This is a genomic window from Oceaniserpentilla sp. 4NH20-0058 (genome assembly GCF_040371755.1).
GTDB lineage: Bacteria > Pseudomonadota > Gammaproteobacteria > Pseudomonadales > Oceanobacteraceae > Bermanella.
In genome coordinates, this window is sequence record NZ_BAABWE010000005.1 from 202,696 (window position 1) to 218,354 (window position 15,659).

Sequence of the window (15,659 nt, forward strand, 5' to 3'; positions counted from 1 at the left end):
ATTAATTTCTGTGCTTATTTTAGCATAGGCTGGTTAGTTCCAACTATCACTCATGATGATTTGTAAATCCTTTTGGGCTTGTTTTGGGTTGCGAGTGTCTTTAGCTTCGATCATTTCGCAGTCGTCACGGATCATTTCATCTAGTGTGCTGGGGTAGTAACGGCAATCGTCTGGTCGGTTATGGTATATGGCACAGGTATAGGCTGAGCTGTTTGATTGCTTTTCTAACCATGGGCAGGCATTGAGTAACGCCTTGGTGTGTGGGTCAAACCAAATTTCGCCATTATGGGCGTATTTGGCAATTTCAGGAGCGTCATCTATCCATGTTTGCAATTCTTGATTGCTGATTGATAGTCCACCGTTTCCGTATTTTATACAGCACTTCCCGCAGGCGTTACAGTCTTTCATGAATTATGTATATTGAGGTATGTGGGTGCAGTGTACGCAATGTCGTGATTGACTGCTTGGGTTTGTTGGTTAATTTGAGTATTCACGACGGTTTAATAGGAAGCATTCTTTTCCTTTAGCCTTGGCTTTTAACAGGGTTTGATCGGCCCGCTCGATGCAATCATTAATGCTGTTTTCATTCCCCGTGGTGAGGTAACCACCGATGGAGATGCTAAGTTTTGGTAGTTCTTCGTGATGTATGGTTTTAACGGATTGTACTAAAGCTTCCCCTATCATTTGACCTTCCGTTCGGGTGGTATTTTCAATGATAATCAGAAACTCTTCGCCGCCATAGCGGCTAACAAAGCCGTTTTTAGGTTTTAAAGTTTCACTCAGTGAGTAAGCAATTAACTTAAGAGCGATGTCACCCTTTTTATGACCAAATTGATCGTTCAGTTTTTTGAAGTCATCGACGTCGGCCATCATTACAATCATATCTTGTGGGATCAGGTGGGCGTACTTTTCGATTTTGGCCATGATGGATAACCGATTAGGCAGTTCTGTTAGTGGGTCGGTAAGGGATTGATGCTTAGACTGTTGTTCTTGGGCTTTTAGTTTTTGTGACGATATGAAATAACCTAACAGGTAGTGTTCTCTGTAAGCGACGGATAATAGCCCTAAGCAAGAAGCGATAATAAATATAATGGTGTTATTGAAAATTACAGAGATATTTGGCTCGGACAGTAATGCGGTACTGAATAGATAGCTGACCCAGCAGGCCGTTGTCATGATGACGGTTAGTAAAAAGGGGGCCTGACATAAGGTGCAGCAAAATATAATGAGTAGCACAGTGCCTTGCTGGTAAGCATATATGCCTTTATCGGCAAGTAGTACGCTGATATACACCACTACTAAGTTGTAGCTAAAAACAGAGAACGCCAGTACTAAATAAGCATGGTTAATACTTAAGCGATGAATAAATAGCGTGGCAATGGTGCAAAATAGTACGATTGAAATGCGTATGCTGGCGATTTTAGTGAAGTCTTCTGGGAATAAATACGCATCAGGGATTAAAAAGAGCAAAGATAAGAGCAATATACCAATCGTAAATAAACGGGAGCTATTAATTTGCTGTTTACGAATTTCAGAATCAAATAATGCTTTTTGTTCCGGGGTTAGTCTGTTGTTCAATTTAGGAAGGTTAAGCCATTCCATCTATATCACCCAATGAAACATGATTGATCAGCACCCTTATTATGCAGTAACGCTATAAGGTTTATGTACATTACATGAATGTTTAACTTTAAGGTTAGTCTGATTTTGCTGCAAAGTAAGGTAAATTAGCTTGAATTTTCCATCTAATAAGTGATCTGATATGGGCAATAACGCCTATTGTTAATGATGTTTATGTCTGCGGATTTGTATTTATATGATTAAAGTGGAAAACCTGTGTAAGTCGCTCACATTAGGTGAGCAAACTCTAGCTATTTTGAGTGATGTCAATGTGGCTGTAAATGCGGGGGAAACGTTGGCCATTGTGGGGAAAAGTGGCTCAGGTAAATCCACATTGTTGAGCTTATTAGCAGGGTTGGACAAAGCGACAAGTGGCCATGTTTACATTAAAGGGCAAGACTTAAGTGGTATGAGTGAAGATGAGCGGGCCAGTATCCGTAAACAGCATGTGGGTTTTGTATTTCAAAATTTCCAGTTGTTACCTCATCTAAGTGCACTGGATAACGTGATGCTGCCTCTGGAGTTAAGTGGTACAAACGTAGATGCTAAAAAAACCGCTACTGACTGGTTAGAAAAAGTCGGGTTAGCTGAACGTTTAGAGCATCAACCTAACCAACTAAGTGGTGGTGAGCAGCAACGGGTTGCCATTGCTCGCGCTTTTGCCTGTTCACCTGATATTTTATTTGCTGATGAGCCAACGGGTAACTTAGACGAGCATACAGGCGAGATGATTGAAGACTTATTGTTTGATTTAAATACCCAGCTTAATACCACCTTGATCTTGGTTACCCATGACGAAGCTTTAGCAAAGCGCTGTCAGCGACAAGTACATTTGCAAGACGGCCAGTTGCTAGAAACGCCAGCTGTTTCTTTTTCGCAGTAATCTAATTCAAAGGAATTCTGATGAAAACACATCAAGTTGGATTATTAGCATACAAACATTGGCTTAACGACCTTCGCAGCAGTGAAACCCGCTTACTTGTTATTGCCACGTTATTAGCCGCATTAAGTATGTCCATGATTTCCAGTTTTAGTGATCGTTTATCGCGTACCATGCATTATCGCGCCAGTGAGCTAATAGCAGGGGATTTAACCTTACACAGTACTCGTGCTTTTGCCCCCGAATACGCTGAGCAAGCGAAATCATTCGGACTTGATGTGTCACAGGCTATGGGGTTTTCGACCATGGCATTTGCTAATGATCAATTGCAATTAATTCGCGTACGTTCGGTACAGGACAACTACCCATTGAAGGGCTATAACCAAGTGGCTAATGGCTTTTATGCAGATGAACGCACACAGGTTGAGCTGATCTCTCAAGCTCCCGAGCCGGGAACTGTATGGGCGGAAGAGCGTATTTTACAAAAACTCAGGGTGAATATTGGCGACTCTATAGAAATAGGGGATGCGGTATTCACCATTGATAGAATCTTACAACAAGACGCCGACCGCTCCGGTAGTTTGTTTAGTCCTTTTGGTCAATTATTGATGTCCTATTCCGATGTACCTAAGACTGGAGTTGTTAATGAAGGTAGCCGGATATTTTATAAACAATATTTTACCGGTGATGAAGCTCAATTAAGCCAATTTGTCGATTGGCTAAAACCACAACTTAGCAAAGCCGATCGCTTGGCAGGGATAGAAGAAAGCCAAAATAATGTGGGCAATGCTTTGCAAAAAGCCCAGCAATATTTATCCCTAGCCAGTTTAATCAGTGTGTTATTAGCTGCGGTGGCCATCGCCTTGTGTGCTAAACGATATAGTGAACGTCACTACAATACAGCGGCGTTGTTTCGGTGTCTTGGGGCATCCAGTGCGCAGGTTCGAAACCTGTTTATTTATAAACTGGTGTTTACTGCGTTAGTGGGAGCCGTGTTAGGAGCGACTTTGGGTTTTGCTTTACACTTTATATTGTTGGAAACCGTGGCTGATATATTACCTAAAGACTTAATGCCAGCTCGATTATTACCGGTTTTAATAAGTTTGGTGTGTGCGGCTTTAGTACTCATTTTAATTGCCCTTGCGCCTATTTTAAATTTAAACCAAGTGAGCCCTGTGCGGGTATTACGTCGCGAATTAGCGCCTCAATCAATTAAAGCTAATGTGTTTTTTGTTTTGGCGGTGGTCATCATGTTGGCATTAGCTTATTTGCTTTCGGGCAGTATTTGGTTGTCGGTGATATTTGTAGTGGGACTGGCGGTTTTATTATTAGTGTATGGCGTACTTTCCACTTTACTGTTAAATGCCTTGGTTAAGGTGCAAAAATACTTACCAAATTTCATGACGGTAGGGCTTACGCAGTTAAGTCGGCATCAATATTATGCTCGCTCTCAAGTGGCCGCTTTTGCATTTATCTTTACATCGGTGGCGCTTATTTGGTTAGTGCGTGGGGACTTATTTGATGACTGGCAACAACAGGTGCCAGCGGATACGCCTAATCATTTTGCCATTAATATATTCCCAGAAAGCAAAGATGATTATGCAGCGGCGCTGGATGACAAAGGCCTAGCTTATAGTGAGTTTTATCCAATGGTACGTGGTCGTTTAAGCCATATTAATGGTGTAAACGTCAGTGAGTTATTTCCTGACGATACCGGTCCAAACGCCATTCGTCGTGAATTGAATTTAACTTGGAATAGCCAATTAACACAAGACGAGACACTAGTTGAAGGATCTTGGTTTAATGGACAATCGGTTGACCAAAATGGTATTTCTTTGGAGGCTCAATTGGCTAAGCGATTAAACGTCAAACTGGGTGATAAAGTTACCTTTAATATTGCTGGTAGGGATATCGTCACAACAGTTGAAAATTTACGAGAAGTAAAATGGGAAAATATTCGACCTAACTTTTACGTAGTGTTTGCAGATGGAGTACTAAATGCATTTCATCATACCTATATAAACAGTTTTTATTTGCCACCAAACGATAGTCGTTGGTTAATTGAAATGAATCAGCGGTTTAAAGCCATTACAATTATCGAAATTGACCAAATACTAAAACAAGTTCGAGAAATTTTGGCGCAAACCAGTGTAGCGGTGGAGGCCATTCTTGCGCTAGTACTGGTGTGTGCCATGGTGCTGATGTTTGCAACCTTATTAAGTACGCTAAGCCTGCGTAAACACGAGGCCGCTCTATATCGCACGTTTGGTGCTAGCGAAGGCATGATTCGCTCACGTATCCGTAGCGAATACATAACACTAGCACTGGTAGCGAGTATTTTGGCCATTGCCTCGTTTGAGGCTATTAGTTTAACCTTGTATGTATTTATTTTTGATGTGAGTTGGCGTGCCCATGTTTCATTGTGGCTGGGTATTCCTGTTTTGGCGTTAACCAGTATTCTCATTAGTGGCTTTTGGGCCAATCGAGATGTACTTAAAGCGTCCCCACGTCAGTTATTGCAAGATATTGCTTAAAGAGAAGTTATGACCAACTCTAAATTACAAACCATTGTGATTGAACCTATAAAACCTGCCAATGCAGTGATGATATGGTTGCATGGCCTAGGTTCTAGTGGTGATGATTTAGCACCGTTGGCCGATATGTTGAAACTGGATGACAGTATTCACATGCGCTTTATTTTTCCTCACGCCCCTATGCGCCCTGTATCTTTAAATGGAGGCATGCCCATGACAGCGTGGTATGACTTAGAGATTCATGGCCACGAGCGAAGTGTCGTGAAAGGGGATTTATTAGCATCCAGTGAGGCCGTGTTAGATATGATACAAGGTCAAATATCTAAGGGTATTCCCAGTGATCGTATTATTCTTGCGGGGTTCTCTCAAGGAGGGGCCGTAACCTATGAGACGCTGTTTCGCTGCTCCCACCAATTAGCAGCAGCGTTTCCTATGAGCACTTATATCGGAAACCCAGAAACCATTGAACAAGCCCAATTTAAACAAACACCTATTTGGGTGAGTCATGGTACAGAGGATGATGTGGTGCCCTTTGAATTAGGGCAAAGAGCCGTAGGTTTATTAGAAGTAGCCGGATTTACACCTAGCTTTAATCAATACCGTATGGCTCATACAGTGACTCCTTCTCAAGTGAAGGACTTGCAAAGAGTCATTAATCAGGTCTTGGGCTAACTTAGAAGGCCAGCTTATAACAATAGCTTACTTGTATTTAAGCAATATGCTTAAGCGTAATATGATGTCACGGCCTCATATTTATTTGTAATTGCCAGATAAATAGGCCTTTGTTGCGTTAGTAAGGCTTAACTTTCTTTTCCCTGTTTTGCGCAAAAATGTGACAAATAAGCGTGTTATCTTAGATAAAGGCTTTCTAAAGTTTACAGTTAATTTCCCCTTTATTTGCACCGCGCATTTCTATTTTGCAACGCTGATTTAACACCCATAAGGCGCCACCACAGCTGAGCTTGGCACTTTCTAGTCCTCTGGATATGTAACCACTACAGCTTCTAGATACCGGTTTTAGCTTGTCGCCTTTACACTCTATGGATAGGGACTGGCGACCCTCTCGTTTGGCTTCACAGTTTTTTTCAACATCTAGGTAACTGAATTGAAAGCCTTTGATGTTGGTGCTGTCTAAGTCAGCGGCTAGGCTCAAAGGAGTAAGCAAGCTCCACAAAATGAAAAAAAGCACTATTTTCATGCGTCACCTCAGTTAGAAAAATAATTTAGTCATAAACAGTCATGTTGTTTATTGAACATTAGCCCAATACTGGCGTAAGGCCAGTATTCTCGGTAGAATATGCCCCCTTATTTTTTCAAGTGTTCTGGTGTTTTTTTAACCAGTCTTTTATGCCTTTAGGAGCATTATATGTCCAAGATCAATAAAATTGTTTTGGCTTACTCCGGTGGTTTAGATACTTCTGTTATCGCAAAATGGTTACAAGAAGAGTATCAAGCTGAAATCGTAACCTTTACTGCTGACCTAGGTCAGGGCGAAGAAGTAGAGCCTGCTCGTGCTAAAGCTGAAGCTATGGGTATTAAAGAGATCTACATCGATGATTTACGTGAAGAATTTGCCCGCGATTTCGTCTTCCCAATGTTCCGTGCAAATGCCATCTACGAAGGTGAGTATTACTTAGGTACTTCAATTGCACGTCCATTAATCGCTAAGCGTTTAATTGAGATTGCTAAAGAAACCGGTGCAGATGCGATTTCCCATGGTGCAACTGGTAAAGGTAATGACCAAGTGCGCTTTGAGCTTGGTGCTTATGCACTGATGCCGGGTGTTCAGGTAATTGCTCCTTGGCGTGAATGGGACTTGAATAGCCGCGAAAAGCTAATGGCATACTGTGATGAACACGGTATTCAAGTTGAGAAGAAAAAAGGCAAAAAGTCGCCTTACTCCATGGATGCGAACTTACTGCACATCTCATATGAAGGCGATATCCTCGAAGATCCATGGAACGAGCCAGAAGAAGACATGTGGCTATGGACTGTGGCCCCTGAAAACGCCCCAGATGAGCCTACCTACCTAGAAATTGGTTACAAAAATGGCGATCCAGTGTCGATTGATGGCAAAGACATGTCAGCCGCTGAAATCATGGAATATTTAAACAAGGTGGCTGGTGCAAACGGCATAGGTCGTACAGACATTGTTGAAAACCGCTACGTGGGCATGAAAGCCCGTGGTTGTTATGAAACCCCTGCAGGTTTCGTTATGTTACGTGCTCACCGTGCTATTGAGTCTATTACCCTTGACCGTGATGCCGCTCATCTAAAAGATGAAATGATGCCACGCTACGCAGAACTGATTTATAACGGTTACTGGTGGAGCCCAGAGCGTAAAATGCTACAAGCGGCCATTGATGAGACTCAAACCTATGTAAACGGTACGGTTAAAGTGAAATTGTACAAAGGTAACGTAACAGTTGTTGGCCGTAAGTCTGACGACTCTTTGTTTGATGAAAGCATTGCAACATTTGAAGATGATGCCGGTGCGTATGATCAAAAAGATGCTGCTGGCTTCATTAAGCTAAATGCATTGCGTTTACGCACAGCGGCTAAAAAAGGTCGTGATTTACTTTAATCCCTCAGATTAGAGTAATAGCCAGAAGCCTCGCTTTGAAAGAAGCGGGGCATTTTTTTGGGCACAAAAGGTGTATTAATGAAAAAACTATTATTAGTGTTAGTCGTATTTTCAATTACTGGCTGTTCGACAGTTGGTAATTACAAAGAAACCTCTGACCCAAGCGTGTTTGATATTACTGTTAGAATGAATGCATTCAGTGTCGGGGATAAACAAAAACGGGTAACAGAAATCACTGATCTAGCAACTGAAGCTTGTGGTTCATCTAAATTTTCAATGGAAGGCGTTATGACCTCAAAGGTTGATAAAATTACCACCTATAATAATGGGCAACCGCTTACAACAAACGTCTACGTATTTATGCAAAAAATCAGATGTATCCGTTAATCTTCGGTTTTTAGTTGGACTCGAAACGAGAAATCTTACTTGTATAAGTCGGCTTTTTATTGGGCATTGTTGGAGGTTGTAGATACAGAACCGTTAACATTATTTCTGATTTGGAAATAGCCAAGAGGTGTAGTCAGCAGAATGATTGAAAGCCTCAAAAAAAGGGGCCATTGGCCCCTTAGTTTTAAGTAACCCCTTAATGAGGTTATTTATTACCATCGTAATGCAGTAATAAACTTTTACTGGTTTGTGCCAGTACATGTTGCTCTAAGTAGTCGGCTACTTCCGCTTTATTTAGTTTGGATATGTACTCGGCTAATGTCGCTTGTGTATTAAATTCGTGGTTATCACGATCAATTTCACTCCAAAACTTTCCAGTTTTTTCACTCAAGTTTAATGGCTTTTTCAATAGATTATTAATTAGACCTTGCTGATGAGCACTAAAGTCTTCGTCACTCATGTCACGAATTGTTTGAACGTAATTTGCTAAAAACTGCTGACTTTCGCTCATTAGCAATGCAGAGTTAGCTGTGGGAGATTGCACAATAAACGCAAGCCCTCCTTGGTCAAGCATTGGGTAAGGTGTAGCAAAGACAATGTAGCCGTATTTTTGTTCGGTACGCATGTAAGTGTAATAAGGGGCTTTGATAATTTGTCCTAGCAGGCCTATGGTGGCGCGTTCTTCTAAAGTATCTGTTTTGGCCTGTACGTACCATGTAATAGCGTTGTCGCTGTGCTGAGCGTTTATTTGCTGTTTGGTTAAGCCAGTAGGAAGTTGCTCTACAAACTTACGAGGTACACTAACGGTGTGGCTGTGCTGCATGATGTGTTTTTTGATGGTTTTATTTGCGTTTAACAGTTGAGCTTGATCTATATTGCCGTGACCGAGTACCACAACCTCTAATTCATTAAAAAATTGCTTACTAAATTCAATTACGTCTGACAGCTTGGCATGATTAACGGCATCCAATAAAGCTTGTTCGTCAAAGTTGGGCTGGATGAAATGTTGTGATAATTGGGCAATAGCGCGCTCATAAGGTTTTTGTTTTAACGCGTTTTCATAGGCACGTACTAACTCTTGTTGAGCTTGTTGCCATTGCTGTTCATTGGCTTCAAATTGGGTGAGCTCTGTGCTGATTTTTTCAAGAATCACATCTTGTTTATCACGGTAACCGTGCAGGCGAATGCCTAGGCCACGCATGTGTCCATATAAGCTGTACTCTTGCCCAGCCAGAAGTGCAGGGTAGCTAAAGCTATTTAGGTGATCGTTTAATAATTTAACCCATGCATCTAGCATCACTTGGTTGTGGGCACTTTGTTTGATTAAAGGTGAGCGCAAATTTACATAGATGCTGCTTTGCGGCCCATGAAAACTGGTGTCCTGTAGATGCCAAAGTTGTATGGCCTTTTCTTGTGTGAGTAGTTTTGGGTGAGTTTCATTGGTATCCGCCAGAATGCTGATATCATCAGGAATAAATGGATTTTCCTTTGGCAGATGTAATCCTTGCGCGAGTTCTGCGCTCATCCAAGTATCTTGGCGCTCAGTTGAAAGGGGGGTCACGGCATAGGGTGCTGCAAACCATTTTTCAGTTTTGTCGGTCGTAACATTAGGCGCAACCAATGTGCGAATGACGTTTTTTGGTGTTAATTTTTCAAGTAAATTAAGAATGCGCTGCGGATCAAATTCTTCCCATAAGTAGGGGCCTTGTAGAATATCGATTACTTTGTATTCGTGCATCCCCATGCTTAATTGTTGCACTAAGCTGGCAGGGCTTTGTCCTTGAGCAAAAGTGAATTGTAAATGGCTTAATTGTTTTTCTTCGTCAAATACCCATTGCTCAATACCTTGTTGTTTAATGAGACGAATGTAAGCAAATAATTGGGCACTGATTTCATCTATGTGATTTAACCCTTGTTCCGTCAGGCTGATGTTCACTTGTAATGTGCTGTTATTTTTCATGGTGTTCCCAACGCCAGCACCCAGCCCCTCAGCCCAACCTTTTTGTTTTAGCCAAGCTAATAAGCTGCCTTCACCTTCATGGCCTAACAGGTGGCCAATATACTGAGTGGGCTTTTTCTTGTAGTCACTTACGCCATCGTTTAATGGGAACACAAAGTTTAAGTTGAGTAATTGTTTAACCGGTACAACAGAGACATCCAGTGGTAATTCGCTATATAACTCACTTGGATAGTTGTCGATGCTTGCTTGGGAGTTGTTGATTGGGCTGAACAGTGTTGTTGCCCAGTTTTCTAATTGATTTAAGGATTGAGGCCCGTATATCACTAGTGTCATTAGATTTGCACTGTAATAACGCTGATAGAATTGAATAAGGTCGTCTCGTACGTTACTGGTATCGTTATCGCTTAGGGTATCTAAGCTGCCTGTTGCAAAGTGGCTGGCAGGGTGTTGTGGATTCATTAGTGCCTTATTCACGTATTGAATGCGGCGATAGTCGTCTCGGTATTTTGATTGATACTCACTATTAACGGCATTTTTTTCGCGTTGAACGTATTCTTCGGTAAATAATGGCTCGTAAAAAAAACGGCTAAATTGATCCAGTGCGCCTTCAAGTTTGTCTGAATTCACTTGAAAGAAGTAGTTGGTGTGTTCCGCTGCGGTAAATGCATTATGGCTTCCGCCATGTTGGCTAATGTAGCTTTGGTAGTCACCTGCAGTTGGGTAGGTTTTAGTGCCTAAAAATAGCATGTGTTCTAAAAAATGGGCTAAGCCAGGGCGGTGTTGGGGATCTTGTAAACTGCCTACGTGCACGTCTAAGCTGGCTGCACCGTGATCAGCTTTGTCATCACTGATCAGTAGTACCGGAAGTTGATTCTCTAAGGTGAGATAGCGGTACTGTTTGGTGTCTTGGCTACTGGAAATCGGCTGAGGATCAAAAGTGCCGCGAAAGAAGCTAAATACAATCGCCAAAAAGATGGCAAAGAAAAACGTGCGATTGCGTGATGGCATGAATACTCCTTATTTAGCAGCAAGTTTGCTCAGGGTTTGTTGAGCCAGCTTGGTTGCCTGTTCTATGTTTAAATCTTGCCCATTGGCAATAAACTCTAAAGCGGTTTTGCTGTCATCAAGCTTTTCGAATAAAGCCATGTATTCTTTGTTGAAGGCAGTTTCGATGGCTTGATAGACCGTTTCAGTGGTCTTAGCATTGACCTTACCCATCTCGGCTTGTTCCTTTAACGCTTTAATAGTGGCACTGGCAATTCGGTTGAAGGCTTTTTCTTTGTTCACGGTAGTCTGTCTTATAGAGTAAAACGGGGATTCTAACCCATTATGAAAGGCGTCACGACCAATGATTCTATTTGATGTTAGTTTGCGGTTTTAGTTTGGTTGCGGCCTGATTCTTTTGCCTCATATAGGGCTTTGTCGGCTCGTTTGAGAATATCTTCTACTTTGTTGTCATTGTTATTTTGAGCAATTCCTAAGCTAATGGTGAAGGTGAGGGGACCTCCCTTTGGGGTATCTATTTTTATGTGTGCGAGAGCATCTCGAATGCGCTCAGCCACTTCAAACGCCCCTTTAGCAGGGGTATTAGGAAGGCAAAGGACAAATTCTTCACCGCCATAGCGCCCGCAAAAGTCGACTTTTCTGAGTTGATCTTTTAATAATTCCGCCAGTTTGATTAATGCCGCATCACCTATAAGGTGGCCATGAACATCGTTTACTTGTTTGAAGTAGTCGATATCCACCATGATAAACGACAGAGGCCGACTTGATCGGCGAGTTTGTTCTAGTTCACGGTCGGCCAGCTCAAAGAAGTGGCGGCGGTTCATAAGCTCGGTGAGAGGGTCGGTGGTGGCCCACTTTTCCAAAAGGTCTTGCCGCTCTTTTTCTCTGAGGGCCGCTCTGACTCTGGCTAGTAAAACAACTAGGCTATAGGGCTTGATAATGTAGTCAAAGGCACCCATGTCCAGCCCTTCAGCGACTTTTTGGTCATCGGCATTGGCGGTTACTAATATAACAGGGATATGTTCGGTTAGAGGGTTGCGCTTGATCTGGGCGAGCACATCCAGTCCACTCATAACGGGCATCATGACATCGAGCAAGACAAGGTCGATTAGTTCAGGGTCTTTTGCTAATACCTCTAAAGCATGCTGACCTGATTGACTCTCGATGACCTCATACTCTTCATCCGTCAGGTGTACATTGAGGATTTGAAGGTTAGCAGGGACATCATCAACGATTAAAATTCTTGCCATTAGTGCTTCTAGCGTATGTGTTTCATTAAACTATAGCCCAAGATCAAGGTTTTATTTGAAGTAGAACTCATATGATGAGCAGAGACTTAAATTGGCAGGAATAAGCTATCTAGCACAAGGTGGTGCAAAGGTTTTTATGTGAGAAGGGTTATCAAAATAGCATGGGGCTTTAATAGGCCCCATAAATGTTAGGGGCTTACAATAAGGGGCCAAATGGCAAAAATTTGTTTTGGGTGTGGCTTTTTACCCATTTGACTAAGGGCTTATCTATGCCATGTTGCCGGCGCAGGGCTTTGAACAGTGGAATAACGGGTGACTTTTCTCCCAGATACCAATTTCCTTGTTCTTCGGCAAGGGTGAATAACCCAATTAAGTTGATTTGTTGGTTTTGATCCAAAGAATCGGCGATTTCTTCCCAAATTTTCTTATCCAAGTGCGCTAATGGCTGAATAAATTCCAATTCTGAGGTAAAGTCGCACTCTTTTGGTTGGCCTTGGGAAATAGTAAATAGTTGATTTAATTGAGCTTGTGAAAGCTGGCTTGGTGGTTTGACAGGTTGCCATGAATCGACGGACACAAACTTCTCCTAAATGAAGATAAGGCAAAGATGCATTGTCCCACATGGTGGCCATAAGAAAAACCAGTGGATTTGTAAGGTAATTGGATGAAATCGAACAATAACTTAAAATCCAACATGCTTGGGGCCCTACAGTATGGATTTGGGTCTATTTTGTATCGTTCTGGAATAGCGGGTTGGCACCGCCTTCTTCATGATTTTACGATGAAACAGTTACAACGAGCCAGCCATAAAGGCCATGGCAAAGCGCAGAAACTAATGTCAGTGCTATTGGCATACCGCGGTGTTGATGTATTAGACAAGCGTGCAGGTGTCGCTCTATTGGCTCGTCAGGCTGAATGCGGTGATGCGCAATCTCAGTTTTTATATGCTGAGACTTTGGTGAAATCTCAAGTGATTTTACCTGAAACAAAATCTCTTGCTGTTCGCTGGTATTTAGCGGCAGCTAAACAGGGTAATGCAATGGCTGCATTACGTTTAAGTAAAGCCTATCAAACAGGTGGGCTTGGGCTGCTAGAAGATAGCTCTCAAGCGGAATATTGGTCACAACAGTTTATGCAGCACAGTCAAAATATGAGTTCAGAGTCATGAGTATGCAGTCCTTTGATGATATTCGTGCCTATCACGACCATGAAGTAAGTGATGTCCTGAGTTCGTTATTAGAAGATGGCGAATTTCTAAGCTTTTTAGCCCAAAATAAGTTTCCGTACTTGAACCGTTTTTTACCTAAATGGACACAGCAACGGATCCAAGCAGGGTTAAGTCGGCACTTTAATGCCATTGATAGTATTCAGTCTTGGCAGGCAAAGCTGGCCCCTCATGTTGAAAAGTTACTTGATAAAACAATTGATGACTTTTCGATTACAGGGATTGATCAATTAGACCCTGAAAAAACCTATGTTTTTGTCAGTAATCATCGTGATATCGCCATGGACCCATTGCTGGTGAATTACGCACTTTTAAAAGCCGGTTTAAGTACCAGCAAAGTGGCCATAGGCGATAATTTACTAAGCCGCCAGTTTGTGGCGAAATTGATGCGACTAAACAAGAGCTTTGTGGTGAAACGCTCAATTTCTGGCCGACGTGAAAAATTACAAGCGGTACAAGAGTTATCTGAATATATTCATCATTGCATTCAAGGCAAGCAACATGTGTGGATTGCACAGAAAGAAGGCCGAGCCAAAGATGGCATGGATATCACTGATACGGCTGTATTAAAAATGATGCATATGGCTGGGCGTAAACTTGGCTGGGAGTTCAAGCAGAGCATGGACTTTTTGGGCATTGTTCCCGTTTCCATTTGTTATGAGTGGGACCCATGTGATATTGATAAAGCAAAAGAGCGTCATGCATTGGCGCAGTTTGGCCGTTACGAGAAATCCCAAGATGAAGACTTCCGCAGCATTGTAAAAGGGTTACAGGGCAAAAAAGGGCGAGTAGCGTTAAACTTTGGTGCGCCGTTGCAGCTTGATACGAATTCACCCGAACAGTGGAGTGATGCGATAGATACAACAATTCATAGTCAATATCGGTTATTTGAAAATAACCATATTGCTTATCAATTATTAAATGGCAGCAAATTATCTTCTACACCTGAAGCAAGTAAATGGAAAAAACGCTTTAAAGGTGTGCCAAGTGATATTCAGAAAAAAATTGTTGAATACTATGCGAAACCAGTGGAGCTAAACATAGAGGCTTTAAAGCATGATGGGGAATAAAAAAGCGCTGCCATTTGGTATTGTCACCATTGCTTTGGTAGCCGTGACTTGGGCGTATTCATGGTTTAGCAAAAGTGATTGTGTGGTATTAGAGCAAAATATGACACAAGGCTATTTTTTAAGATGGATGGAGCCAAAGCTATTACTGGTGACTGCTAATCAACAGTCCCATATTGTAGAAGCGCAAAGCAAAGAACAAGCATGCTCTCAAATGATGAAAGAGCTGCGCATTCAGTAACTCACCCTAATGTTTGTACTTTAGATTGGGTTTTAGCTGTTCAATGCAGCCCGTAAGGCATCTTTTAATGAAGCAGGACCGATGGTTTTGTCAAATAACGCACATACCCCAGCTTGTCGAACAGCACTCAAGCGACTGCTATCTTGTTCGCTGGTGACCATAAGTATTGGCAAGTAAGAATATTCAGATTGCCGTAGATAGTTGGCCAATTCTTCACCGTTCATGTGAGGCATATTATAATCACTAATAATGAAGTCTACGGTTTCACTTTTTAAAATTTCAATGGCTTCAAGGCCATTTTCAGCTTCAAAAGTGTTCTCAATACCACAGGCATTTAATAGCTTTAATACATGACGGCGAGCCGTTTTTGAATCATCAACTATTAGGCCTACTAGGGAATCTATGTCGATGTCATTGAGTTGGATTTGGTCCACTTCAATGGTGTCTCGGGCAGCGTTTAAAGCCGTTGATAAATCACGTTTATCAAACGGCTTAGGTAAAACGGCTAATACTCCGGCTTGTTTTATATCATCAAGCATCTTCATGTCAGTTTCACTTGAGACCAGCATGAAATTTAAATCTTGCGTTGCTTCGTCTTGGCGCAGATGTTTTAACAGTTCTATGGCGTTCATATCGTCTAAATACATGGTGCTGATAATGAGGTCAGGCTGTTGTTTTTGAGCTGTTGCAAGGGCTTGAAGCCCAGTAGAACACACATCTACTTTTTCTATGGTTTGCTCAGATAATACATTAAGTAGGTACTTACTTTGTGTAGAAGATGGCTCAATTAGAAGTACCGTGAGATCTTTTAGTTCTAGTGGCATAATGACCCCAAATATCGTCAATTAGTTTGAGTATAGTTGATGCCATTTGATCTGCCTAAAAGTTAATCAGGTGCATATATAC

Annotated in this window: 16 protein-coding genes; 8 read left to right on the plus strand and 8 right to left on the minus strand. The window is 41.9% G+C overall.

Going from position 1 to position 15,659, the window contains the following annotated elements; genetic code table 11:
* Window positions 1-33 precede the first annotated feature (33 nt).
* Together ABWV45_RS08920 and ABWV45_RS08925 are read right to left on the minus strand one after the other, a co-directional pair.
* Window positions 34-408, minus strand: a complete 375-nt coding sequence (locus tag ABWV45_RS08920; protein WP_353350786.1) for a YkgJ family cysteine cluster protein — start codon at window positions 406-408, stop codon at window positions 34-36.
* 69 nt (window positions 409-477) lie between these two features.
* A complete protein-coding gene (locus ABWV45_RS08925) occupies window positions 478-1,602 on the minus strand; it encodes a GGDEF domain-containing protein (protein ID WP_353350788.1) in 1,125 nt (374 codons plus the stop codon).
* A gap of 214 nt (window positions 1,603-1,816) precedes the next feature.
* Here ABWV45_RS08925 and ABWV45_RS08930 point away from each other — a divergent pair, with 214 nt between their 5' ends.
* The 3 genes from ABWV45_RS08930 to ABWV45_RS08940 are packed head-to-tail and all read left to right on the plus strand — an operon-like array spanning window position 1,817 to window position 5,706.
* Window positions 1,817-2,503 carry an ABC transporter ATP-binding protein gene (locus tag ABWV45_RS08930; protein ID WP_353350790.1) on the plus strand — a complete coding sequence of 229 codons (687 nt, stop codon included), beginning with the start codon at window positions 1,817-1,819 and terminating at the stop codon, window positions 2,501-2,503.
* Between the two features lie 20 nt (window positions 2,504-2,523).
* Entirely contained in the window at window positions 2,524-5,034 is a 2,511-nt protein-coding gene (locus tag ABWV45_RS08935; protein WP_353350791.1) for an ABC transporter permease, read from the plus strand.
* Window positions 5,035-5,043: 9 nt separating this feature from the next.
* Window positions 5,044-5,706 carry an alpha/beta hydrolase gene (locus tag ABWV45_RS08940; RefSeq protein ID WP_353350793.1) on the plus strand — a complete coding sequence of 221 codons (663 nt, stop codon included), beginning with the start codon at window positions 5,044-5,046 and terminating at the stop codon, window positions 5,704-5,706.
* Window positions 5,707-5,902: 196 nt separating this feature from the next.
* Here ABWV45_RS08940 and ABWV45_RS08945 read toward each other — a convergent pair whose 3' ends face one another.
* Window positions 5,903-6,232 carry a hypothetical protein gene (locus ABWV45_RS08945; RefSeq protein WP_353350794.1) on the minus strand — a complete coding sequence of 110 codons (330 nt, stop codon included), beginning with the start codon at window positions 6,230-6,232 and terminating at the stop codon, window positions 5,903-5,905.
* Between the two features lie 168 nt (window positions 6,233-6,400).
* On the opposite strand from ABWV45_RS08945, the gene ABWV45_RS08950 reads away from it, so the two are divergent.
* Both ABWV45_RS08950 and ABWV45_RS08955 read left to right on the plus strand, forming a co-directional pair.
* Window positions 6,401-7,618 (plus strand): argininosuccinate synthase, encoded by a 1,218-nt coding sequence (locus tag ABWV45_RS08950; RefSeq protein WP_353350796.1) that lies wholly within the window; start codon window positions 6,401-6,403, stop codon window positions 7,616-7,618.
* Between the two features lie 78 nt (window positions 7,619-7,696).
* Window positions 7,697-8,005: a hypothetical protein gene (locus ABWV45_RS08955; RefSeq protein ID WP_353350798.1), complete on the plus strand. Its 309-nt coding sequence runs from the start codon at window positions 7,697-7,699 to the stop codon at window positions 8,003-8,005.
* Between the two features lie 205 nt (window positions 8,006-8,210).
* Here the strand turns inward: ABWV45_RS08955 and ABWV45_RS08960 are convergent, their stop codons facing one another.
* The 4 genes from ABWV45_RS08960 to ABWV45_RS08975 all read right to left on the minus strand — a co-directional run bounded on the left by ABWV45_RS08960 (window position 8,211) and on the right by ABWV45_RS08975 (window position 12,797).
* Window positions 8,211-10,973, minus strand: coding sequence for an insulinase family protein (locus tag ABWV45_RS08960; protein WP_353350800.1), 2,763 nt, complete (start codon window positions 10,971-10,973; stop codon window positions 8,211-8,213).
* 9 nt (window positions 10,974-10,982) lie between these two features.
* Window positions 10,983-11,252 (minus strand): hypothetical protein, encoded by a 270-nt coding sequence (locus ABWV45_RS08965; protein ID WP_353350802.1) that lies wholly within the window; start codon window positions 11,250-11,252, stop codon window positions 10,983-10,985.
* A 77-nt stretch (window positions 11,253-11,329) separates the two neighbouring features.
* The gene (locus tag ABWV45_RS08970; RefSeq protein WP_353350804.1) at window positions 11,330-12,220 is read right to left on the minus strand and encodes a diguanylate cyclase; all 891 of its coding nucleotides are present in this window, start codon (window positions 12,218-12,220) and stop codon (window positions 11,330-11,332) included.
* A 196-nt stretch (window positions 12,221-12,416) separates the two neighbouring features.
* Window positions 12,417-12,797 carry a hypothetical protein gene (locus tag ABWV45_RS08975; protein ID WP_353350806.1) on the minus strand — a complete coding sequence of 127 codons (381 nt, stop codon included), beginning with the start codon at window positions 12,795-12,797 and terminating at the stop codon, window positions 12,417-12,419.
* A gap of 87 nt (window positions 12,798-12,884) precedes the next feature.
* On the opposite strand from ABWV45_RS08975, the gene ABWV45_RS08980 reads away from it, so the two are divergent.
* From ABWV45_RS08980 to ABWV45_RS08990, 3 genes are read left to right on the plus strand one after another with little or no spacing between them, the layout of a single operon-like run.
* Window positions 12,885-13,388, plus strand: coding sequence for an SEL1-like repeat protein (locus tag ABWV45_RS08980; RefSeq protein ID WP_353350808.1), 504 nt, complete (start codon window positions 12,885-12,887; stop codon window positions 13,386-13,388).
* Window positions 13,385-14,515, plus strand: a complete 1,131-nt coding sequence (locus ABWV45_RS08985; protein ID WP_353350810.1) for a 1-acyl-sn-glycerol-3-phosphate acyltransferase — start codon at window positions 13,385-13,387, stop codon at window positions 14,513-14,515. The genes ABWV45_RS08980 and ABWV45_RS08985 overlap by 4 nt, the downstream gene beginning before the upstream one ends.
* The gene (locus ABWV45_RS08990; protein WP_353350812.1) at window positions 14,502-14,753 is read left to right on the plus strand and encodes a hypothetical protein; all 252 of its coding nucleotides are present in this window, start codon (window positions 14,502-14,504) and stop codon (window positions 14,751-14,753) included. The genes ABWV45_RS08985 and ABWV45_RS08990 overlap by 14 nt, the downstream gene beginning before the upstream one ends.
* A gap of 32 nt (window positions 14,754-14,785) precedes the next feature.
* Here the strand turns inward: ABWV45_RS08990 and ABWV45_RS08995 are convergent, their stop codons facing one another.
* A complete protein-coding gene (locus tag ABWV45_RS08995) occupies window positions 14,786-15,577 on the minus strand; it encodes a response regulator (RefSeq protein ID WP_353350814.1) in 792 nt (263 codons plus the stop codon).
* Window positions 15,578-15,659: the final 82 nt, after the last annotated feature.

Excerpts from the sequence above, each read along its gene's own strand:
- ABWV45_RS08920 (WP_353350786.1), bottom strand. The coding sequence starts at position 408 with ATGAAAGACTGTAACGCCTGCGGGAAGTGCTGTATAAAATACGGAAAC.
- ABWV45_RS08925 (WP_353350788.1), bottom strand. The coding sequence starts at position 1,602 with ATGGAATGGCTTAACCTTCCTAAATTGAACAACAGACTAACCCCGGAA.
- ABWV45_RS08930 (WP_353350790.1), top strand. The coding sequence starts at position 1,817 with ATGATTAAAGTGGAAAACCTGTGTAAGTCGCTCACATTAGGTGAGCAA.
- ABWV45_RS08935 (WP_353350791.1), top strand. The coding sequence starts at position 2,524 with ATGAAAACACATCAAGTTGGATTATTAGCATACAAACATTGGCTTAAC.
- ABWV45_RS08940 (WP_353350793.1), top strand. The coding sequence starts at position 5,044 with ATGACCAACTCTAAATTACAAACCATTGTGATTGAACCTATAAAACCT.
- ABWV45_RS08945 (WP_353350794.1), bottom strand. The coding sequence starts at position 6,232 with ATGAAAATAGTGCTTTTTTTCATTTTGTGGAGCTTGCTTACTCCTTTG.
- ABWV45_RS08950 (WP_353350796.1), top strand. The coding sequence starts at position 6,401 with ATGTCCAAGATCAATAAAATTGTTTTGGCTTACTCCGGTGGTTTAGAT.
- ABWV45_RS08955 (WP_353350798.1), top strand. The coding sequence starts at position 7,697 with ATGAAAAAACTATTATTAGTGTTAGTCGTATTTTCAATTACTGGCTGT.
- ABWV45_RS08960 (WP_353350800.1), bottom strand. The coding sequence starts at position 10,973 with ATGCCATCACGCAATCGCACGTTTTTCTTTGCCATCTTTTTGGCGATT.
- ABWV45_RS08970 (WP_353350804.1), bottom strand. The coding sequence starts at position 12,220 with ATGGCAAGAATTTTAATCGTTGATGATGTCCCTGCTAACCTTCAAATC.
- ABWV45_RS08980 (WP_353350808.1), top strand. The coding sequence starts at position 12,885 with ATGAAATCGAACAATAACTTAAAATCCAACATGCTTGGGGCCCTACAG.
- ABWV45_RS08985 (WP_353350810.1), top strand. The coding sequence starts at position 13,385 with ATGAGTATGCAGTCCTTTGATGATATTCGTGCCTATCACGACCATGAA.
- ABWV45_RS08990 (WP_353350812.1), top strand. The coding sequence starts at position 14,502 with ATGATGGGGAATAAAAAAGCGCTGCCATTTGGTATTGTCACCATTGCT.
- ABWV45_RS08995 (WP_353350814.1), bottom strand. The coding sequence starts at position 15,577 with ATGCCACTAGAACTAAAAGATCTCACGGTACTTCTAATTGAGCCATCT.